Below are 20,264 nucleotides of genomic sequence, written 5' to 3'. Positions count from 1 at the left end.
TTGACTGCTTGTTTCAGAAGTTCTTGTTCAAAAGCTTCTTTATGCTGAGCTAAAAATTCTTCTGCTGTATGTTGGTTAAAAGAGCTGCTTAACATCCTGCTCACCTCGAAATATTGTTTAAGATATGAGTATTTACCCCTAATATACTAAAAGATAAACATAAAATTAATAAATGTTTAGGAAAATGTTTTAATGTCAGCTAATGCTTCAATTATTTCCTTTACACTGCCCGCTTTGCACAGATGCACATTCTCACCCGCCCATAATGACAAATACTCTGATTTACCTTGTTTAGCAGCAGCGCTTCTAAGCGGTTTAGTTAGATCGTTTTGGTATGGATAAGGCGCAATCGGTAAGTTCTCCATTTGTTCAATGAAAGAATTTTTTATGCCGCGAGCTAATTTGCCGGAAAATACTTTTGTCAGAACGGTAGACTGTTTTTCGGCTTGAAGCAGTGCTTCTTTGTAATGTTGATTGGCACCACTTTCATTTGTCGCGAGCAAAACGGTACCGATCTGAACTGCTGTAACTCCTAATTTCAGCAAGCGGTCAACGTGCTCCTTTGTTGCAATGCCTCCCGCAGCGATTATCGGGATTTGAATAGTTTCCAAAGCTTCATTTAGTAGCTGATTCAATGGAATTAATTCCAGCTCTTCACCGAATGAACCTCGATGTCCGCCTGCCTCGCTACCTTGAATAACAACTGCATCCAACCCTGCTTGTTCTACCAGCATTGCTTCGTTCAAAGTTGTCGCAGTTCCGATCAGGTAGATTTGATGTTGTTTTAATCTGTCAATGATTTCTTGACTTGGCAGACCAAACGTGAATGAACACACCGGAACATTTTCTTCGATAATCACATCGATCTGTCCTTCAAACTCACTGGATGAAAATGCAGGTTTGCTGTCTGAAAGCCCCAGCTGATTGGCGATAGGCTGCAATGCATGGGTTGCTTTTTCAATTTGATCTTCACTTGCTGCGGTCTCTTCTGGAACAAAAAGATTCACTTGAAAAGGTCTGGAAGTCAGTTGTTTCACTCCCTGAATAAATTGTCGTGTATCTTCTGCAGAAAGGTATCCGGCACCGATAGAACCGAGAGCACCCGCTTCTGAACAAGCAGCCACAAACTCAGGTGTCGTGACGCCTGCCATAGGTGCTTGTACGAGTGGATATTTTGATAGAGTAGTTACTGTTTGCTGCAAGTAATTCTCCTCCTAAGAAGTCGCAATTTTCATGTTATAATTAAGTGTATCAAATGAGAGGGGCGGAAACCAAGTGAGAGAGCCCGAAATTGAGGTTTATGGTCTGATAATAGACGACGAAACTAGATGTGTACACTACTATACAAAGGCGGATCGCATAGCAATTAGGTTTTACTGCTGCCAAAACTATTATCCTTGCTATGAGTGTCATGAAGCAACGGGCTGTGGCAAACACGCTGTCTGGCCCTCTGATCAATTTGATGAAAAAGCAGTGCTTTGCGGAAGTTGCGGGTATGAACTGACGGTGAATGAATATTTTAGCAGCCATTATCGATGCCCGACCTGTCATTCAGGATTTAATCCTGGGTGCAGTGTACATAGAAATCTATATTTTGCCGGATAAAAATAGGTCTTTATTGTATTAATATTTGAAGTTCATTAATTCTCTCAAAGATGGTGAAGGAATCTTTGGTAAAATTAGTAAAAGATTTGCATTCTTCTACGTAAAAGAAGGGAGAGTAATCTTTATTAAATAAACTGGCCATTCAGTCGAAGAGTGGTACTTAATATTTAAGCCATTTTTACAAAACAATCGATTGCTGTGGAAAGAGAGTTTCACCGATGATGATAATCAAACAAAAATAAATAGGAATAAGATTAGACAGAATCTATTTGTTCAAGCGAATTCCTATTTCCTAAGCAATATCAATAAATGAATAATAGTTAATTATCGGGAGAAATAGCACCGATTGCTAGGAGACTAGCACGTTCGGTGTGGAGCAGGGGAAAAGCTGGAGATAACTCAAATGCTTACCTATTGCCAACATTTGCTTAAAACTTGGAAAGAATAGAGGGTAATGAACATGAGGATCAACAAGTGGTACAGCTTGATTGCTGCGTCTTTGCTTTATTTTATTTACTCATACAAAAGGGAAATCTACGTCGGAGCTGGTTTCTTAGATTATTTAAATCTAATAGTGAATTACGGAATTATCCTTGCTTTAGCTGTCGGGCTTATTAGAAAATCAGCAGTTAATAACATCATAGAGCAAATCATTTCATTCGGTTTTGTGCTATATCTGTTTGTTTTGCATCGCTTTGTAACTATCATTTACATCCCTTATTATTTTACTCAAGAATATATAGGGAATCCCTATATAAATTTTGACCGAATTAATTTAATCCCTTTTAAAACTATATATAATGATTTATTTGGAACGATAGTTGCCCCTGTAACAGTTATGCAGACTTTTGGGAATTTATTTTTGTTATTGCCACTTGCATTTTCTTTATTGGTACTACAAATTGTAACAAAGAAGAGAAAGGTAGCTATTATTGTATTCTTCACGACATTGTTTATCGAGACATTTCAACTGGTCGAAAATTTAATTGAATCAGGGTATCTGTATTCAGAAGGTGGAGGACGTGCAGTAGACATTGACGATCTTATATTAAATACACTCGGTGGCATAATTGGAATATTCCTATTTATATTTTATCAAAAAGTGTTTATGAAAAATAAGCTTCTAAGACATTAACAAAGAGTGTAAATTAGATTTCTTGAATTACAACAAAAGGTGCGATTATGGCAAAAGATTCACTTCTGGATACTTAGTTGATTGGAGCGGAAGCCAGCGAAAGGCAAAGATATGCTCCCAACGCTGCGCTTATGCTTGGAAGAGCCGTTCTTCGTAACGGCCCTTCCTGCGGGAACAGCAAATTTATTTGCGAATAAAAGCCAAGCGACTGAGGCCGTGCCCGCGGAAAGTGTCCGGCTGCAGCGCAGATCAACAGTTTCAAGCCGCTATCTAGCTAATCAGGCGCGATTGTGGGCAAGTAATACAAACCCTCTGTCAGTATTCCCACCTATTCATTTCCTCTTCAAGAATTGCTTTCATTCGGTCAGATGCTTTACCTCCATATGTCATGTAGCCTGTTTCCGGCCAATACAGCGATCTTGTCATGGAACCGTCCTCCAGTTCAATACTATAGAAAACGCGTTTACCTTCAGATAATTCATATTCCTCTTTATAAGGAAGAGCCAGTAATTCCTCGATAAATTCTGCAGTATGTTCTTCCGAGAATTCTCCGACCAAAGATAAATCTTCTTCACTCTGTAAAATCACACGTTTTACTTTCCCTTGTATATCCAGGAAGTCACCGATCGTTTCAAAGTTCCCTGCTTCCGATACTTCATACACTTTTCCGTCTGCAAAAATTCGGAGATCAGGATCATACCCTTTAATCTCATAAAGCTTGGTTCCTTTTGGCAAGTAAGCGGCATCTCCGTTTTTGGATCTATGATTTGCTCCCGCATGGCCGTCCAGCTTGTATTTTACTTTCCCGACTTCTGCTCCGGTTTCCCAATCCAAATCAAGCTCATTCGTCTCGTAGTTTGCACTGTACGTGTTGTCATTCCACTTTACAAAATCCACCCAGTCAATAGCAGAGTTCAGGGGAGAAGGCAGTGGATTGGAAATGTTACCAGAACAGCCTGCAAGCAATACTACACTGACGATCATTATCCATTTCTTCATTCGGCATCACTCCTTTGACAAGTGGACGCAGAATATTGAAAAAAGTTACACTAATTATCCTGGAATAGCTGAGTTATGGGTATAGTAGCAAGTAATAGGCTATATAAGGAAGAGGGAGCGCCAATGAAAGTAAGCTGGACTATTTTCAAAATGGATTTGAAACATATAAGCAAGAACTGGGTAGCGGCGATTCTAATCGGCGGTCTGACAATTTTACCGTCTTTATATGCCTGGCTGAATATTTATGCGGCATGGGATCCTTATTCCCACACCGATGCGCTGCCCGTTGCGGTTGTTAATGAAGATACGGGCGCGATGATCCGTGATGAAGAAATTGATGTCGGCGACCAGCTGATACAAAATTTGAAAGATAATCAAGATATGGACTGGACATTTACCACCAGAGAAGAAGCAATGGTCGGGGTAGAGTACGGTGATTATTTTGCAGCCATTTTTATTCCGAAAGACTTCTCAGAGAAACTTGGTACGGTCGTCACAGGGGATCCTGAAAAAGCAGAAATCGAGTATTACGTCAATGAAAAACTCAATTCCATTGCACCGAAGATTACCGAAAAAGGGGCCTCTGTTATCGTCGATAAAGTGAGCAGCCGTTTCATTTCGACAGTTAACGGTGTGGTGCTTGATTTATTCAATGAACTTGGTCTTGAAATTGAAAAAGACTTGCCGGATATTAAAAAGTTTGAGGACTATGTATTTGAGATTCAAAAAGAATTGCCTGGCATTCATCAGACGTTGGAAGGGATTGCGGCGGATGCAGGTTCTGCCCAGAAAGTCATTCATCGGGCGCAGAAGATGATGCCTGAAGTGCAGAAGACCACTTCGGAAGGTATGCAAACGGTAAATGAGACAATTAGCCAGCTGACAGCCGCTCAGCAGCAATTAAATGCAGCGGCGCCTAGAATTAAAGCGGATCTTGAGAAAATAACTGCAATCACCAAAGATACCAATGCGTTCTTGAAAAAAATCCAGCAGACTGAGCTTGATTTCACAGAGTGGGACCAAGCGAAGAAAAGTCTGGATGAGCGGGTGACGGGAAGTATAGGAAAGCTTGGGGGACTTGAGGCAGATCTTAATCAGGTGAAGGATCTGGCGTCAAAACTGAAAGAAGCAAAAGATCAGCAGACAGGCGTGATTGATCCTGAAGCACCTACTATTAACACACCGATCAATGCAGCTTTAGAGAAAATTGGGAACTTGAAAAATCAAATGGTGGAAATCCAGACGAATGCACGGACAATTGATACCTTGGTGCAGGACGAGCAGAAACGTGTGAAAAATGGTGTGAATGATCTGCAGAAAATTGCAGTGGATACATCGTTGAAAGCTGATTCATTCTTACAAGAGTATACGGAAACGATTGAGCCTTTTGTTCGGCAGGAAATTACGCAGGCGTTGAAGACATTAGGCAGTGCAAAAACTTTGCTGACAGAAGTGCAGCAGACGATTCCTGAAGTGCAGCGAATACTCGTTGATACGGAAGGGAATCTGACTGACGGTAAACAGCAAGTGGAGAAAGCGCTCAATGAGTATCCATATGTGTTTGGGAAAGTAAACCAACTGGCTGACCGAATTGAAAGCATTCAAGGCGAGACGGATCTCAATGAAATTATCCACCTTCTTCAGAACAATCCGCAGGCTGAAAGAAGTTTCTTTGAAGAGCCGATTATCCTTAATGAAAATAAATTATTCCCGATTAAAAACTATGGAACAGGTATGACGCCATTCTATACCGTGCTTGCCATTTGGGTAGGGTGTCTTCTATTGATTTCATTATTATCGACAGACATTCACCGGGAAGGACAATTTACAGCGAAGCAAGTTTATATAGGAAGATTGTTTACGTTCGGCCTGATCGGTCTGATTCAGACGCTTATTGTGACAGTGGGAGATATTTTATTGCTGGGGGTTACTGTGAAAGCACCGTTGCTGTTTATTCTATTCGGCCTGTTGATCAGCATAGTTTTCATGTCGATCGTCTATACGTTAGTTTCGGTGTTTGGTGATATAGGAAAAGCGATGGCTATTGTGATGCTCGTCTTGCAGATTGCAGGATCGGGCGGTACGTATCCAGTGATGCTGTTGCCGGAGTTCTTTCAGTGGATCAATCCAATTCTTCCGTTTACATATGCGATCGATTTAATGCGTGAAGCAGTAGGAGGAATTGTTTGGGCACGTGCTATAAAGGATTTAATTTTTCTCATTGTCGTTGGAATTATTATGTTAACATTTGGCTTCTTATTGAAGCAGAAAGTGAATAAAGCGACGAATCAGCTGCTTGCTAAGTCGCGGGAAACAGATTTGTTTCATTGAGATTCAAGAGGGAAAGATAAGTAAAAAGCCGAAAGTGAGGTATGTTGATGAAGCAGACAGATAATATAAACGATTTGCTGGCATTTACAGAATCAGTGCAAGATGGGACAGTATGGATCTATCAGGGGAATTATGAGTTGGAGGAGCCGATTATGTCCGATGAAGATACAGCGGGAAGAGAACCCCTGCAAGTGATACAGGTGCTGGTCGAATCGGGCAAAGAGAATAATCTCTATGAGTTTGTATTTAATTCTGCAGCTGAACTGGAAGAGCTGACGAATGAACTACAGCCGGTTTATGAAAAGTTTTCAAAACAAGTGCTTGATTTGGATTCCATGAATGAAAAAATTGTGGAACTGAAAGAGGGAGCAATTAAAATAGGGAAACGCCGCATTCAAAATTGAATGCGGCGTTTTCTTACTCCAGAAATTCCAGAAACTCTTCAATCGCGAATTCGCCTGCGGTTTCCCATCGACTTTTATCGCGTATTTGCGCGTCGCGGTCAAGCGGTTCCTGAAATTGATTGAACGAGCCGCTGACTAGCGAGCTGCTGTCTTTATCCAATCCGGTATTGACGACATGTTTGATGACATAGGGCTTTTTAAATTTGATTGACGTTTGATAGTCATCTAACTCACCCTCGTAGACATCAAAAGGTACTCGTAAATAAATTGTTTCTCCGCCTTCTCTGTGCAAGATCGAGTCAAATGAACCTTGATGATAGTCCCAGCCTCCGCCAAAATGGTAGCCATGGTTCACAGCTTTATCCCGCAAAACTCCAAAGGAGGCAAGCTTACCTTCAATATTTGTATCCAATTCCAGCATCTTATCACCTCTACTATTCAGAATTCCTATATTGGCTCAAGATTATACATTTCATTCGAAAGGTTTCTAAATTTGTCAAGCGGGTAAATTACAAACACAACAGTTAACGAACTTAGGAGGAGATTTACATGGCTACTAAACGATATATGGGTATGTACTTTGATGAAACAGAACTGGTGCGACGTATGGATGAATTGAAGAGGGAAGGCTGGCCAGAAGATCATATATACGTGGTGGTAAAAGACGAAGATCAGCTGACAATGGTTAGAAGCCGGACAGATGCTGAGATTAAATCGGCTACTGATTCATGGTGGGATCGATTCATGGGCTTCATTTCAGGAGAAGATCATGTACACCGAATGGTTGACGGACTGGACTTCGGACCTGCCGAAACAGAACAGTATTATCGCGAGATCGATCAGGGTGGAATGCTTCTGTACGTTGACCAAGGACAAGTCAGTCAGCGTTTTATGAAGAATACAGATTACTACAGAGTCAACCGCAATGGAACTGACGTGAATTTGGGAGCCAACGGGCTAAGTGTGACGGATCAAGAATTGAATGGCGGGGATCCCGCATTTCGGTTAAATGAAACGCTTCCCAATCAAAGCATCAGAAGTGATAATGAATATGGACGTGTTGGCGGCGAAGCAGTAATGGAACGTCCTGTCGACCAGATAGTTTATTCGGGTGAACTGGATAATCTGCCTGAGACGGAATTAGAGCAGGAGCGCGGTCTATCGGAGAATGAAATGTTGTTTGAGCGTGAGCAACGTCTTGCTGAAGACGAAGTGAAGATGCACCAAAGACGAATGGAAGAGATGGAAGCCGAGCGCGTCAGAGAAGAAACATTAAAGCAAAGACTGGATGAAGATCGGATCTAAATTAAGTAATCATTTATCGTGGTTTATTGTACACTTTCTGCTTATGCTGTAAAATAAGAGATAAGGAACAGCCAGGAAGGAGAGAGTGTATGTTAAAGCATCCGGGGATCGCCGCAGTGCTGAGTTTTTTCTGGACTGGTGTCGGACAAATTTATAACGGACAGATCTTAAAAGGGATTTTGCTTATTATACTGCAGAGTATCAATGCATTGTTAATGTTTGTTCTCATCGGTTTCGTTACGTATCCGATCGTTTGGATTTGGGGTATGTATGATGCCTATAAAACAGCAGAGCGTATGAATAGAGGTTAGTAGAAATAACAAAAAGCGTCCCGCCGATGATTTCATGGCTGGGACGCTTTTTCATTTATTCAATTTCCAGGTAGAGTAATTCAAAGTTAAAGCGTACAGTACCCAGCCTATATACGGCACCATCAAAGCGCCTGCCGTGCGGTCTGTCTTATTGAACTCATAAGCCGTCAGTGCGATAGCGCCCAATAAGATTGTCATCTCTACTAATGCGGTTCCACGAAGATTCCACTTGAAGAAGAGAAAGGACCACAGGAAATTAAGGCCAAGCTGGACGTCATACAGCTGGGTCGCATCATCCTGTTGCCGCAGCTGCGCCTGTTTTTCCTCCACGCGATAATTCGCAACACCCATCATCGTATAAAGCACCGTCCACGCAATCGGGAATACTGATCCTGGAGGAGAAACAGAGGGTTTTTCCAGTTTGGCGTATTGCTCCTGTGTATTGCGGTTTGCCAGCCATCCGACGATCGATCCGCCTACTACAGGAATCAGCACATTGCGCGTCAGTTTTTTCCAATCAGTTTTACCATTTACATTCAGCAGTTCCACAGTAAAAACTCCTTTTTGGAGAGTTTTCCCTAACTTCTTTGTAATAAACTATCAGCCACGCGATTTGTACATAATTTCCCCGGCAACGACTGTCATATAAACAGGAATATCCGGTATTCTATCCACGTCCGCTGCAAATAAATCTTCAGAAAGTATCGTAAAATCAGCGTCAAAGCCTTCTGCTAAACGACCGCGTGAAGCAGCTTTGCCGATTGTGGCGGCAGCTCCTGAAGTGAACAGCTGAACGGCTTGATAGCGGCTGAGTTTTTCATCCGGTAAATAGCCTTCGTGCTTTTCATCGGGCTGACGTCTCGTGATTGCGGCATGCATGCCAAGCAAGGGGTTTGCGTCCTCAATCGGCGCGTCTGAACCCCCACCGACAATGAATTTTCTGTCAATCAGCCGCTTCCATGCATATGCCCAGTCCATTCGTTCCATTCCGAGACGATCTTTGATCCATGGGAAATCAGAAGGGACGAAAGCGGGCTGGATATCCAAGACGATTGGAAGCTTTTCCATCCGCTCAACCAAGTCGTCACGAAGCAGACAGACATGGATAAAACGATCACGCTTGCCGGCAGGCGCAGGATATTTTTCAATCACATCCAGTGCTTTTTCAACTGCCAGGTCACCGATCATATGTATCGCGACTGCTTCACCGTAACTGCGCGCCAGTTTCACTAGCTCTTCCATTTCTACATCCGTCAAAACAGTAGTGCCCGTATTATTAGGTTCATCCGTATAAGGCTCGCTCAGCAAAGCTGTACTGCCGCCGAAAGCTCCGTCAATGAAAAACTTCATTTCACCCGGTTCTGCCCACGGTTCATTGTACGTTGTCCCATCATCCATTAACTGCTGGAAGACGCTGAAATGCCGCAATAGATGCGCGCGGAATTTACGTGGTCCTCCCAATACATTTGTAAATGCCTGTAAAGGAGTATGGTAATTGCCGTAATAGCCCAAGTCATCTGTCACGACGCCTGTTAATCCAACAGACAGCAAATGATCAACCGATGTCTGTAGCGCTTTTGTAACATAAGCTTCACTCGGATCAGGTAATAACTCCAGAACCCGATGCATTGCGCCTTCTTTCAACAGTCCTGTCGGTTCACCTTTTTCATCACGCTCAATCACGCCGTCTTCTGGATCTGGCGTGTCTTTTGTGATGCCGGCAAGTTCCAGCGCTCTCGAATTAACAATCGCCGCATGCCAGCATGTTCGCTTCAGCAACATAGGTGACTTTGTGACAAGATCGAGCTCATAACGTGTGAAGATTTTTTGATCAGGAAAATTATTTTCATCCCAACCTTCTCCAATGAACCACTCATCTTCTGGCAAATCTTTGTAGGCTCCTAGCAGCATCTCCATTAATTCATCAGAAGAAGCATCGTTAGAAAGATCCAGCCTCAGTAGCTTCTCTCCCTGACCAATAATGTGCATATGATTGTCGATGAAACCGGGGAAGACGACTGCACCCTGTAAGTTGATTTCCTGCTCAGCATTTATTTTTAATTGTTCATAGGAACCGGTTGCAATGATTTTTTCATTTTCTGTTACAAGTGCTTCTATTGTATGTCCTTCATTTTGCATCGTATAAAACAGCGCGTTATGCCAAATCGTCTTCATGCCGATTCCTCCTCGTATCTACTATAGTAAACTGCAGACGTTGAATGAACAATAGAAGCGATTACACATAGAAAAAAGCGACCGCCGCAGCAGTCGCTTTGCTTAATACATTTTCATATATCTTTCAATTTCCCATGGGTGTACAGTAATTCTGTAGCTTTCCCACTCTCTGTGTTTTGCTTCAGTGAAGTTCGCGCAGATATGTTTGCCTAGGGCATCCTGTATGACCGCATCTTCTGACAAAGCAATTAACGCATGATCTAAGTCAGTCGGCAGCATACCAATATTATTTTCAGCAAGCTCTGCCGGTTTCATTTCATAAATATTACGATCTACCGGAGCAGGCGGCTGCAGCTCGCGCTTAATTCCGTCGAGACCAGCCTTTAAGATGGCTGCCATCGCTAAATACGGATTGGCAGAAGAGTCAACCGAACGAACTTCGACACGAGTGCTCATGCCGCGTGATGCAGGAATCCGTATGAGTGGACTGCGGTTCTGTGCGGACCAGGCAACATAGCAGGGTGCTTCATAGCCAGGAACTAAGCGTTTGTAAGAGTTGACGGTTGGATTGGTGATTGCCGTGAACCCGCGTACATGTTCTAGTACGCCCGCCATAAACTGATAGGCGGTTTCGCTCAATTGACGTTCGCCTGCTTCCTCAAAAAAGACATTTTCTCCGTCTTTGAATAACGATACATTACAATGCATCCCTGAACCGCTAACGCCGTACAACGGTTTCGGCATAAAGGTTGCATGCAGCCCATGTTTGCGAGCCATCGTTTTGACAACTAATTTAAACGTCTGAATATTATCGCAGGCCGTTAAGACATCGGCATATTTAAAATCAATTTCATGCTGGCCAGGTGCAGCTTCGTGATGTGACGCTTCTACTTCGAAACCGAGTTCTTCCAATTCCAGTACAATATCCCGACGGCAATTTTCACCTAAGTCCATCGGTGCTAAATCAAAATAATCCCCATGATCGTTCAGTTCCATTGTAGGCTGTTTATTTTCATCCAGTTTAAATAGAAAAAATTCCGGCTCAGGCCCTAAATTGAAATCTGTGAATCCGAGCTCTTTCATTTCTTGAATGACGCGCTTCAAATTACCCCGTGGATCCCCTGGGAACGGCTGACCGTTTGCCAAGTAGACATCACAGATTAAACGCGCAACCCGTCCTTTACCTGAAGGCCAGGGAAATACCATCCAAGTATTCAAGTCAGGAACCAAATACATGTCTGATTCCTCAATCCGTACAAATCCTTCGATAGACGATCCGTCAAACATCATCTTGTTGTCCAGGGCTTTTTCGAGCTGGCTGATCGGGATCTCTACGTTTTTAATTATGCCAAAAATATCGGTAAACTGAAGACGAATGAAATTCACATTCTGCTCTTCCACTAACTTATAAATGTTTTCTTTTGTAATGCTTCCCATCATGCCACTCTCCTTATGAATTGTTTGAAACGAATCATCTTCGTAACATTTTTCTATAATACGGCAAACACCCAAGAAAATACAAGTGTTTTATTCTATTTTTTGAAAGAAAACTAAGACTTAAGTTCTTGTTTATACAAAAATAAAAAGTTCTCGAAAAGAGAACTTGTATTTTAGTACTATTCACCGATAAAAGAAATGTGCAATGAATCCCAAAATTAGCAAATGAAATACTTGATCAGTCATAATAATTAGCCAATTACCATCGCTGCACACACTGAAAGAGTATAAATAAAGCAGTGAGTCAATAATGGGAGCCATTTATATGCCTTATTCATAGCCATCCAAGAGGTCTGTAATAAATAATCACCTACTAAATGACCGAGCAGTACATATGTGAAAAGGTTCATTAGGCGCTCCTCCAAACGAAGAATTATAACCAAGTAACTGTGTTTTGAATACGTATCATGATAACATTAACATATATAGAAAAGTTAAAAAGCTATTATAAATGGGGGGCACCAACGATGCCAACTACATCAAAATTATTTTCTACTAACGAACCTTTGAATACTAAATCAGACCGGCTTCTTTCTGTCATATTTGAATATATGACAAAAATATCAGTCGAAACAGATATGAAAAAGCTTGTCATGAATTTAGCTGATTTAGGCAGAGAGCTAGTGTCTGCTGACCGATGTTCCGTCTGGCTTCATGAACCAAATGAAAAAACGCTCTGGACAGTCGGTGGACATGGGGTAAAGACTATAACGATACCTGAAGACAGTGGCTTTGTTGGCCATTCCATTCAAACAGGGGAAGAACTGATTATTGAAGATGCATATGCAGATTCCCGTTTTAATTGGACAGTCGATGAAGAAACAGGCTATCAAACTACTTCTGTTCTCTGTATTCCATTTCGGAATGCAGATGGAGAGATAATCGGTGCATATCAGGCTATTAATAAATTAACAGAAACGAAAGCTTTTACTAATCGGGATTTGGATGTGCTGAAAATCGCTTCCAATTTTACAGGGAAATCACTGGAAGCCATCATTTTGCGCAATGAACTCGTAGAAACACAGAAGGAAATTATTGTCACGATGGGGGAAATCGGTGAGAGTCGGTCACAAGAAACCGGATTCCACGTCAAACGTGTAGCGAAGTATTCGTATCTACTGGCATGTCTGGCCGGCATCCCGGATCACGAAGCGCTGAAGTTCAAATATGCTTCTCCTATGCATGACATCGGAAAAGTCGCGATCCCCGACAGCATTCTATTAAAGCCCGGTAAACTGACAGAAGAAGAGTTTTCCCTAATGAAACAGCATACGACCATCGGACATAATGTCTTTAAAAATTCCAAACGCGAACTGCTGCAAATTGCTGCAATTATCGCCAATGAACATCATGAACGCTATGACGGCAATGGCTATCCGGCAGGTAAAAAGGGTGAAGATATTCATCTGTACGGTCGGATTACCGCTGTAGCAGATGTCTTTGATGCACTCGGCAGTGACCGTGTTTATAAGAAAGCCTGGCCCCTAGAGAAAATTACCGCGTACATGAAGGAAGAACGAGGCAAACAATTTGATCCAGGGCTTGTTGATTTGTTTCTGGAAAATTTAGATCGATTCATTGAAATACGGGATGAATTTGTAGATGGATGTGATAGGTAATATGGCGAAAACGCTTCATTTTCGTGATGAAAAAGTGCTGGATCTGGAACTGACAGCTCTGTGGGATCTTTTAGCTGACACAAATGAATTGAACAGATATGCAGGATTGTTTCCCGTTAATTTTAAGCAGTTCACAGAAGATGACCAGCAGCTTATTCGCTGGGCTGATGCATCCGTTATGGGGATCATAAAAATGAAGTGGAAAGAGCATGTGTATGAATGGGTGCGCCACTCTCATTATTCAGTGGAACGTGAGTATGTCGAGGGACCATACAAGTCCGTCTTATGGAGCGTGAGTGTAGAGGCTCTGCCGGAGGGGAAGACGAAAATGCTTTTGACCGGAGATTTTACATGCCGCAGCATAGTAGGAGTCATTGCCTTGCGCACAATCGTCTATCCACAGCTGAGAAATATGATTACCTATGCTTCGGAATTTGAAAATACACAGGGAAAAAAAGTTCCTCTCGGAAAAATGAAGGTGGAAGTAGAGATTTCACGCTTGGAAAATGCCTTGACACTGTTGAGGGAATCATTTCCGAATGAAGAATTGATCGACGCACTTGCCGATACAATTCGCTATGGCTCGGATGATGAAGTAACGGATATCCAGCCTTATCGATGGGCGGACAGCCACAGTTTCGACCGCTTTGAAACGGTCGAGCTTTTTTTATTCGCCAACGCCGCCGGTCTGCTTGATTATGACTGGAATCTTATGTGCCCGAACTGCCGGGTGCCTAAAGGAAAAGCGTCCGTGCTGAAACAGATGACCAATACAGTACACTGTGAATTATGCGGTGTTGATTATGAACTGGATTTTGATCGCTATGTACAGATGAAGTTTCACGTCAATGCAGCTATCCGTGAGACTTCCCAAGAGATATTTTGCATCAATGGACCAATTGAGTCACCACACATTCTTGGCCAATTCAGAATTCCGGCGCACAGCAAGAAAACGATTCATTGGCCAATTGTCAAGGAATCACTCAGATGCCGTGTGCTGAAATACAATGTAATTGCAGATATTGACGAAACGATTTGTGAATCCGCAGCTATCACGTATACATCAGAAGGATTTGTGCAGCCGCTCATTCAGCAGGCAAAGCAATACGAAATTGCCAATGAAACGGATGTGGAAATCGTATTGGTCATTGAAAAACAAGACTGGGATTCCTATGCACTTACAGCGAGGGAAGTTACATCCTTGCAACTGTTCCGCGACTTGCTTGGCACAGAAGTCCTCGCGCCCGGGTTGCAAATTGGCGTCGGTCATATGGCAATATTATTTACTGACTTAAAAAACTCTACCCAATTGTATGAAAGAATCGGTGATGCGATGGCGTATACTGATGTCCAGAAACACTTTGATTACTTGTTGAAGCATATTAAAGAACATAAAGGTACAGTGGTGAAAACCATCGGTGACTCGGTAATGGCTGCATTTGCGAGTGATTTGGATGCCTTTGAAGCAGCTATTGCGATTCAGCGTAGCATGGACCAGCTGAATGAAAAGCTAACCCAGTCAGTTCAAGTAAAAATCGGCTTCCATACAGGTGCTGTCATCGCGGTCAACGCCAATGATCTTCTTGATTATTTCGGAAGAACTGTAAACAAAGCGGCCCGAATCCAGAATCAGAGCACAGGTGGGGACTTGGTAATCCACAGGGATGTCTATGAACGGCTGGCCGAAGAACAGCCCGCAATCATTGAACTGGGCAAAGAATTTTATACCGCATATTTACAGGGGGTTGAAGATGAGATCGATTTAGTACGCTTTACAATGAATGAAAAAGCTTCTCACGCTGTTTAAAGTGTCTGAGAGGCTTTTTACTACTTCAGATGCAGTAGGCAACAATATGCTTTCGCTTTCATATACTGAAAGCGAAAGGGGCGGGTATGTTGATCGAAAATCAAACGATAATAATTAATGGAGAGACATTCCAGGCGGTAACAGTAAAATTACCGAAAACGACGTTGCTGACCGTTTCAAATGACACCGGTTATATTATGTGCGGAGCGCTTGATGTGGGCTTGCTGAACAGTGTGCTGGCAGACAGAAAAATTATCGCCGGGCGTGCAGTCGGAGTGAAAACGATCGAACAGTTGCTGGCGGCACCGCTGGAATCGGTTACGCTGGAAGCAGAACAGCTCGGAATCACTGCAGGAATGAAGGGGACAGACGCGTTATTGAAGATGATTTAGGAAAAGGCGCCCATCGAGGCGCCTTTTCTGTGTCATTGGTTGAGTAGAACTGTTTTCATTAGAAAAAGCTGTCTTGAATAGATACAGGCTCCTTTCAAGACAGTGAACTATTTATCGTTGTTTTCTCATCATATCAAAAGGCTTTACAGGCTGGCTGACGCGCATCTTCACTGTCATCATCGCGTTCGGCGCACGGTCGATCGACTCATCTTTTTCATTCCACAGTTCTTCGATTGTCTGCTCGAAATGAGAGAAATTCGGACCGTAGAATTCAATCTGATCCCCGATGCCGAAGTTGTTGCGCTGTTGAATGACAGCGATCTTCGTTTCGTCATCATAATCGAGTACTTGACCGATAAAGCTGTAAGCAGGAATTTTTCGGGGTTTTCCGAATAGTTGCTCCTGTTCACTTGGAACGCCGTAATAAAAGCCGCTGGATAATTCACGCTGTGCAACTTTCCACAATTCATCTTCCCATTCCGGATTAAATACATAATTATCGGGATCCGCGCAATAGGTGTCAATCGCACGGCGATAGACATTCGCAACAGTTGAAACGTAATGAATGGATTTCATCCGACCTTCAATTTTTAGACTATCAACTCCATTTTCGACTAAATCAGGAATTGATCGGATCATTGCCATATCGACTGCACTCATAGAGAAAGCTTCTTCCTCTTCTCCACCCAGCATTGAAGAACGTCCTGCTGCTTCATCGATTTCAAATAATCCATATTTCCAGCGGCATGACTGCGTACATCCGCCACGGTTGGCGTCACGGTCTGCCATGTGATTGGACAACGTACAGCGTCCAGAATAGGAAATACACATCGCTCCGTGAATGAAAGCTTCAATTTCCAAATCTGTTTTTTGACGGATTTCTTTAATCTCATCCATACTCACTTCACGTGCCAGTACGACGCGCTCCAGTCCTTCTTCTTTCCAGAAGTTTAATGTTTCATAATTGGTAGCAGAAGCCTGCGTAGACAAGTGAATAGGCAGTCCTTCCGCTTCCATTGCACAGATTTCAATCAATGCCGGATCAGAAACGATGACCGCGTCAATTCCGATATCACGCAATGTACGGAAGAAATCGCCTGCTCCTTCTGCGTCTCCTTCATGCGCTACCATATTCGCTGCCACGTAAACTTTGGCATTGAAATGTTTGGCGAATTCTACGCCTTCTTCCATTTGTTCGTACGTGAAGTTACCTGCACGGCTGCGCAGCCCATAAGCATTTCCCCCGATAAATACAGCATCTGCTCCATAGCGGATGGCAGTCTTTAATTTCTCCAGTGTACCTGCAGGCGCTAGTACTTCCGGTTTCTTAGTGATTACACGTTTTTCAATTGTTGTCATCATGCATTCTCCTTATTGAATGTCCTCTGGATTTTTCACAAAAAAGCCTTCGTCCAATGCTCTTTCAGCCGGATGAAGTTGTTGTACGCGTTCATTTAGGTGGTCAGTATATTCAGCCGACCAGTTTCCTTCCATGATTGCAACGCGTGCTTCATTGAACAATGCAGCCATCTCTACAAAGACATCACCTTTTGTAAATAATCCATCGAGTTTCCATTGTGTGAGGCCAGCCTGCGACAGCGTTTCTAAATGAGCGGCTAAATTCACATCATTGGTAGCGAAAATATGTGTGCCATTGCGGTCTTCATAAATGGAGTAATGGGTTTCTTCTTTTTTAGGTTCAGATAAAAACAATGAACGGTCGTTTTCTACGTTTGATTCGCCTACATAATTAAAGTAGTTGCGGACAAGCGGACGTTTTGACTGGTGGATGCAAGTAGCGCCGTAAACGAGCACTTCTATAGGAACTACGGTTTGTCCACTGATCAGTTCCAATTCATCTCTAGTTAATTCTCTCGCAAGTACAGCGCCAGTTGCCCCACGTTTTGCCCAGAAGTTTACCTGGTTCGCACTTGTGACCATCGTCTGTGCATCATAAATATAAGGGATGTCGATCGCGTGCTGTTTTAGCAGATGAATTACGCCCGGGTCACCTACCGTGATGGCATCGACTTGAATCTCCTTTAGAAATTGCAGATAGGGGATGACGGTCGCTATTCTGTCGTTATGCATAAGCGCATTGACGGCGACGGTTATTTTATTTCCTTTTTCATGTGCCAGCTGTACCAGTTCTTTTTGTTCTTCACGTGAGAAGGAGGTGGGCAGGCGCAGTCCAAACTCATCTTCTCCTATGTATAGAGTGTTGATCCCAGCTTCCAGCAACTTTCTTGCCTGTCCAATGGATTCAGCTGTTGCAATCAGTTCAATCATCGGTTCGCTTCCTTTCGTCTGCTCTAATAGAGAGCGTAATGTCTTTTATTATAGAGAGAAAACAGGTCGAAGGTCGTGTCTAAGTAATGAACTTTTTGAATATTTATAGTATAAACATATCGCTACCTTTTAATTGCGTCTAAAGTATGGCATAGAAATATCGTGATGGTAAATTATTTCAGAAAAGTAATTGTCATTCCTGTTTACATTATATACAATTAAATTAAATAGATTGTGCACGGTCTATCACATTAGGTTTGATCGTTTCTATATGAGATAGGGGATAGTGTAATGGGTATTTTATATGAACAACTTTCAATGATTGAATGGGGAATTGCGCTTCTGGCTCTGCTTGGTTTGATGGCGTTTAACGAAATCGGTCGTAGAACTAAATGGGGAGGACTGACTCTTTTCTTACTCATTCCCATCATTTTAACGATTTTTGTATGGCCGACAACAGCAGCTCCAGGGAATGAATATGGAACGGGTACATGGTTTAACTGGGTGAAAGTTTATTCAGCACTTGCCGGAGCATTAGGGTTTATGGCTATGCGTTATATTCCAGCAGTGATGAATAAAAAATGGATACTACTTTTCCCGCCGCTTATCTTAGCTATTAATATTTTAGAAGCAGTAATCCGTGACTTCCAAGTGTACAGTTATGGCGCTTGGGAAGGTGAAGTGATTAATAATCTATGGGTGATGTCAGGACCATGGAATATTATGAACGGTATTGCAGGATTGCTCAATATTATCGTGATTTGTGGTTGGGCAGGTATTTATATTTCGAAATCCAAATCAAAAGACATGATCTGGCCGGATATGATCTGGCCGTGGATTATTGCATATGATTTATGGAACTTTGCCTATGTCTACAACTGTATTGCAGACCACTCATTTTTCACAGGACTGATTTTGTTGCTGTCTTGTACAATCCCGGCCTTCTTTATCAAAAAAGGAGCTTGGTTACAGCACCGTGCACATACATTGGCACTTTGGGCGATGTTCGTTTTGACAGTACCACAATTCGTTGATGTGATCGCACCAATTCCAACAACACATGATCCAAAAGCATTTTTTACGTTAAGTTTATTAGCTTTAATTTCGAACATTGTACTTGTGATCTATCAATTTATAAAGATCGGCAAACTGAAATTAAATCCGTTAAAAGATGAAATCTATACAGATACAAAAGCGTACCAAAGAGTTATGTCAGAAAATATGTAATGTGACAATTGAATTAGAACAGGCCAAAGCATCGCGTTTAGCGGTGCTTTTTCTTATTACGAAAAAGGATTGGATATGTTTGGTATAATAGAGTATGGAATAAATAACTTTTTATTCTACAAACGTGATGAATCTCTAAGAGAGAGGGAGTAAAATATGAAAAATCGAAACGCCATGTTACTGATTGGCACCTTACTAATTATCATTATCTGCTTTTATTTAATTGGAACGAATGAAGACCCTTCAGAAGATGTTGTAACTGATGTGCAATCTTCTCTACATGGAATTAAAGAAAGACTTGCTGACGTTGAAAGATATACCTATTACCTGGACAAAGGAAATCATGAAATCGGACAAAAGATGAAAGCAATGGACTTGGTGATTGTAGAACCCATTGAGATGCAAGCGCGGTATAGTAATGAGGCGCAAGAAAATGGAACTCTCCTGTACGGATATGTGAATGCGATGGAAGGAGATAAATGGAACAAAGAATTGTTTGAGCAGTTTGTCGAAAATGATTTTTATAAAGATGAAAAAGGGGAACGTGTATATTTTGAGCAGTGGGATTCTTATATGATGGACATGACCTCTGCTCACTATCAGGAATTATTGTTGAAAGAAGTAGATAAACGAATCGTTCAACGAAAGTTAGATGGTGTATTTTTTGATACAGTTGGAAATATAGATTCATACATAGCTGAATCAGACAAAAATGCCCAAAGAGAAGCATTAGTACAAGTCATGCTGAAAATAAAACAGCAATACAAAGACCTGTCGATCGCACAAAATTGGGGTTTCGATACACTGGTCGATTACACAGCTCCCTATGTGGACTTTATCATGTGGGAAGATTTTTCATATGATCACGTAGGTCATGAAGATTGGTCACAGGAGAAAATGAAGGAATTGAAAAAAGTTAGGGATGAATTCGGCACACAGATTATGGTTGTAGCATTTAGTGAAAACGGCAAAAGTAAAAGTCTGGCGAAGAAGCATAACTTTAAATATATGTACAATCCTGATGGTTCTTATTATAATAAATGGCATGAATAATGACTGAGTACTCATAGTTATAAAATCGTAGTATCTCTGTCGGGAGTACATTCAAGTTTTAGAATTCAAAGATTTCACTGACAAATAAAAATAGACAGCCAACATAATTGGCTGT

The 20,264-nt window shown here is 42.0% G+C and carries 20 protein-coding genes; 11 read left to right on the top strand and 9 right to left on the bottom strand.

Annotated elements, in window-relative coordinates:
• Nucleotides 1-176: 176 nt before the first annotated feature.
• Nucleotides 177-1,202 (bottom strand): NAD(P)H-dependent flavin oxidoreductase, encoded by a 1,026-nt coding sequence (locus Q1J64_RS05770; RefSeq protein WP_301108129.1) that lies wholly within the window; start codon nucleotides 1,200-1,202, stop codon nucleotides 177-179.
• Nucleotides 1,203-1,275: 73 nt separating this feature from the next.
• Between Q1J64_RS05770 and Q1J64_RS05765 the strand changes: the two genes are divergently transcribed.
• Nucleotides 1,276-1,605 (top strand): CHY zinc finger protein, encoded by a 330-nt coding sequence (locus Q1J64_RS05765; protein WP_367183397.1) that lies wholly within the window; start codon nucleotides 1,276-1,278, stop codon nucleotides 1,603-1,605.
• Between the two features lie 460 nt (nucleotides 1,606-2,065).
• Nucleotides 2,066-2,740 (top strand): VanZ family protein, encoded by a 675-nt coding sequence (locus Q1J64_RS05760; protein WP_301108128.1) that lies wholly within the window; start codon nucleotides 2,066-2,068, stop codon nucleotides 2,738-2,740.
• A 315-nt stretch (nucleotides 2,741-3,055) separates the two neighbouring features.
• On the opposite strand, the gene Q1J64_RS05755 is transcribed toward Q1J64_RS05760, so the two are convergent.
• Nucleotides 3,056-3,739 carry a hypothetical protein gene (locus Q1J64_RS05755; protein ID WP_301108127.1) on the bottom strand — a complete coding sequence of 228 codons (684 nt, stop codon included), beginning with the start codon at nucleotides 3,737-3,739 and terminating at the stop codon, nucleotides 3,056-3,058.
• A 123-nt stretch (nucleotides 3,740-3,862) separates the two neighbouring features.
• On the opposite strand from Q1J64_RS05755, the gene Q1J64_RS05750 reads away from it, so the two are divergent.
• Together Q1J64_RS05750 and Q1J64_RS05745 are read left to right on the top strand one after the other, a co-directional pair.
• Nucleotides 3,863-6,070 (top strand): YhgE/Pip family protein, encoded by a 2,208-nt coding sequence (locus Q1J64_RS05750; protein WP_301108126.1) that lies wholly within the window; start codon nucleotides 3,863-3,865, stop codon nucleotides 6,068-6,070.
• A gap of 47 nt (nucleotides 6,071-6,117) precedes the next feature.
• On the top strand, nucleotides 6,118-6,474 hold the full coding sequence (locus Q1J64_RS05745) for a hypothetical protein (protein ID WP_301108125.1): 357 nt from the start codon (nucleotides 6,118-6,120) through the stop codon (nucleotides 6,472-6,474).
• A gap of 13 nt (nucleotides 6,475-6,487) precedes the next feature.
• Here Q1J64_RS05745 and Q1J64_RS05740 read toward each other — a convergent pair whose 3' ends face one another.
• A complete protein-coding gene (locus tag Q1J64_RS05740) occupies nucleotides 6,488-6,895 on the bottom strand; it encodes a YugN family protein (RefSeq protein WP_301108124.1) in 408 nt (135 codons plus the stop codon).
• Nucleotides 6,896-7,023: 128 nt separating this feature from the next.
• On the opposite strand from Q1J64_RS05740, the gene Q1J64_RS05735 reads away from it, so the two are divergent.
• The gene (locus tag Q1J64_RS05735) at nucleotides 7,024-7,779 is read left to right on the top strand and encodes a YflT domain-containing protein (protein ID WP_301108123.1); all 756 of its coding nucleotides are present in this window, start codon (nucleotides 7,024-7,026) and stop codon (nucleotides 7,777-7,779) included.
• Between the two features lie 89 nt (nucleotides 7,780-7,868).
• Nucleotides 7,869-8,090, top strand: coding sequence for a hypothetical protein (locus Q1J64_RS05730; protein ID WP_301108122.1), 222 nt, complete (start codon nucleotides 7,869-7,871; stop codon nucleotides 8,088-8,090).
• A 51-nt stretch (nucleotides 8,091-8,141) separates the two neighbouring features.
• Here Q1J64_RS05730 and Q1J64_RS05725 read toward each other — a convergent pair whose 3' ends face one another.
• From Q1J64_RS05725 to Q1J64_RS05710, 4 genes are all read right to left on the bottom strand, one after another.
• Complete coding sequence (locus Q1J64_RS05725; RefSeq protein ID WP_301108121.1) at nucleotides 8,142-8,639, bottom strand: TspO/MBR family protein; 498 nt, start codon at nucleotides 8,637-8,639, stop codon at nucleotides 8,142-8,144.
• Nucleotides 8,640-8,690: 51 nt separating this feature from the next.
• On the bottom strand, nucleotides 8,691-10,265 hold the full coding sequence (locus Q1J64_RS05720; RefSeq protein WP_301108120.1) for an amidohydrolase: 1,575 nt from the start codon (nucleotides 10,263-10,265) through the stop codon (nucleotides 8,691-8,693).
• A 102-nt stretch (nucleotides 10,266-10,367) separates the two neighbouring features.
• Nucleotides 10,368-11,702: a type I glutamate--ammonia ligase gene (glnA, locus tag Q1J64_RS05715; RefSeq protein ID WP_301108131.1), complete on the bottom strand. Its 1,335-nt coding sequence runs from the start codon at nucleotides 11,700-11,702 to the stop codon at nucleotides 10,368-10,370.
• A gap of 251 nt (nucleotides 11,703-11,953) precedes the next feature.
• The gene (locus tag Q1J64_RS05710; protein ID WP_301108119.1) at nucleotides 11,954-12,112 is read right to left on the bottom strand and encodes a DUF3307 domain-containing protein; all 159 of its coding nucleotides are present in this window, start codon (nucleotides 12,110-12,112) and stop codon (nucleotides 11,954-11,956) included.
• Nucleotides 12,113-12,229: 117 nt separating this feature from the next.
• Here Q1J64_RS05710 and Q1J64_RS05705 point away from each other — a divergent pair, with 117 nt between their 5' ends.
• From Q1J64_RS05705 to Q1J64_RS05695, 3 genes are all read left to right on the top strand, one after another.
• Nucleotides 12,230-13,381 carry an HD domain-containing phosphohydrolase gene (locus Q1J64_RS05705; protein WP_301108118.1) on the top strand — a complete coding sequence of 384 codons (1,152 nt, stop codon included), beginning with the start codon at nucleotides 12,230-12,232 and terminating at the stop codon, nucleotides 13,379-13,381.
• Nucleotides 13,365-15,188 (top strand): adenylate/guanylate cyclase domain-containing protein, encoded by a 1,824-nt coding sequence (locus Q1J64_RS05700; RefSeq protein WP_301108117.1) that lies wholly within the window; start codon nucleotides 13,365-13,367, stop codon nucleotides 15,186-15,188. The genes Q1J64_RS05705 and Q1J64_RS05700 overlap by 17 nt, the downstream gene beginning before the upstream one ends.
• Before the next feature lie 86 nt (nucleotides 15,189-15,274).
• Nucleotides 15,275-15,580 (top strand): YunC family protein, encoded by a 306-nt coding sequence (locus tag Q1J64_RS05695; protein ID WP_301108116.1) that lies wholly within the window; start codon nucleotides 15,275-15,277, stop codon nucleotides 15,578-15,580.
• A gap of 111 nt (nucleotides 15,581-15,691) precedes the next feature.
• Here the strand turns inward: Q1J64_RS05695 and Q1J64_RS05690 are convergent, their stop codons facing one another.
• Both Q1J64_RS05690 and Q1J64_RS05685 read right to left on the bottom strand, forming a co-directional pair.
• Nucleotides 15,692-16,939 carry a peptidase U32 family protein gene (locus Q1J64_RS05690; RefSeq protein ID WP_301108115.1) on the bottom strand — a complete coding sequence of 416 codons (1,248 nt, stop codon included), beginning with the start codon at nucleotides 16,937-16,939 and terminating at the stop codon, nucleotides 15,692-15,694.
• Between the two features lie 12 nt (nucleotides 16,940-16,951).
• Nucleotides 16,952-17,866 (bottom strand): peptidase U32 family protein, encoded by a 915-nt coding sequence (locus Q1J64_RS05685; protein ID WP_367183398.1) that lies wholly within the window; start codon nucleotides 17,864-17,866, stop codon nucleotides 16,952-16,954.
• A 294-nt stretch (nucleotides 17,867-18,160) separates the two neighbouring features.
• Between Q1J64_RS05685 and Q1J64_RS05680 the strand changes: the two genes are divergently transcribed.
• Together Q1J64_RS05680 and Q1J64_RS05675 are read left to right on the top strand one after the other, a co-directional pair.
• Complete coding sequence (locus Q1J64_RS05680) at nucleotides 18,161-19,096, top strand: DUF5692 family protein (protein WP_301108113.1); 936 nt, start codon at nucleotides 18,161-18,163, stop codon at nucleotides 19,094-19,096.
• 156 nt (nucleotides 19,097-19,252) lie between these two features.
• The gene (locus tag Q1J64_RS05675) at nucleotides 19,253-20,149 is read left to right on the top strand and encodes a putative glycoside hydrolase (protein ID WP_301108112.1); all 897 of its coding nucleotides are present in this window, start codon (nucleotides 19,253-19,255) and stop codon (nucleotides 20,147-20,149) included.
• Nucleotides 20,150-20,264 lie beyond the last annotated feature (115 nt).

The organism is Sporosarcina sp., assembly GCF_029257255.1.
Classification (GTDB): domain Bacteria; phylum Bacillota; class Bacilli; order Bacillales_A; family Planococcaceae; genus Sporosarcina.
The sequence above is the reverse complement of the archived record's forward strand: the minus strand, read 5'-3'. Positions and strand labels throughout refer to the sequence as shown.

Coding starts and splice junctions, on each gene's coding strand:
- Q1J64_RS05760 (WP_301108128.1), top strand. CDS start 2,066: ATGAGGATCAACAAGTGGTACAGCTTGATTGCTGCGTCTTTGCTTTAT.
- Q1J64_RS05755 (WP_301108127.1), bottom strand. CDS start 3,739: ATGAAGAAATGGATAATGATCGTCAGTGTAGTATTGCTTGCAGGCTGT.
- Q1J64_RS05750 (WP_301108126.1), top strand. CDS start 3,863: ATGAAAGTAAGCTGGACTATTTTCAAAATGGATTTGAAACATATAAGC.
- Q1J64_RS05745 (WP_301108125.1), top strand. CDS start 6,118: ATGAAGCAGACAGATAATATAAACGATTTGCTGGCATTTACAGAATCA.
- Q1J64_RS05740 (WP_301108124.1), bottom strand. CDS start 6,895: ATGCTGGAATTGGATACAAATATTGAAGGTAAGCTTGCCTCCTTTGGA.
- Q1J64_RS05735 (WP_301108123.1), top strand. CDS start 7,024: ATGGCTACTAAACGATATATGGGTATGTACTTTGATGAAACAGAACTG.
- Q1J64_RS05730 (WP_301108122.1), top strand. CDS start 7,869: ATGTTAAAGCATCCGGGGATCGCCGCAGTGCTGAGTTTTTTCTGGACT.
- Q1J64_RS05720 (WP_301108120.1), bottom strand. CDS start 10,265: ATGAAGACGATTTGGCATAACGCGCTGTTTTATACGATGCAAAATGAA.
- glnA (WP_301108131.1), bottom strand. CDS start 11,702: ATGGGAAGCATTACAAAAGAAAACATTTATAAGTTAGTGGAAGAGCAG.
- Q1J64_RS05710 (WP_301108119.1), bottom strand. CDS start 12,112: ATGAACCTTTTCACATATGTACTGCTCGGTCATTTAGTAGGTGATTAT.
- Q1J64_RS05705 (WP_301108118.1), top strand. CDS start 12,230: ATGCCAACTACATCAAAATTATTTTCTACTAACGAACCTTTGAATACT.
- Q1J64_RS05700 (WP_301108117.1), top strand. CDS start 13,365: ATGGATGTGATAGGTAATATGGCGAAAACGCTTCATTTTCGTGATGAA.
- Q1J64_RS05695 (WP_301108116.1), top strand. CDS start 15,275: ATGTTGATCGAAAATCAAACGATAATAATTAATGGAGAGACATTCCAG.
- Q1J64_RS05690 (WP_301108115.1), bottom strand. CDS start 16,939: ATGACAACAATTGAAAAACGTGTAATCACTAAGAAACCGGAAGTACTA.
- Q1J64_RS05680 (WP_301108113.1), top strand. CDS start 18,161: ATGGGTATTTTATATGAACAACTTTCAATGATTGAATGGGGAATTGCG.
- Q1J64_RS05675 (WP_301108112.1), top strand. CDS start 19,253: ATGAAAAATCGAAACGCCATGTTACTGATTGGCACCTTACTAATTATC.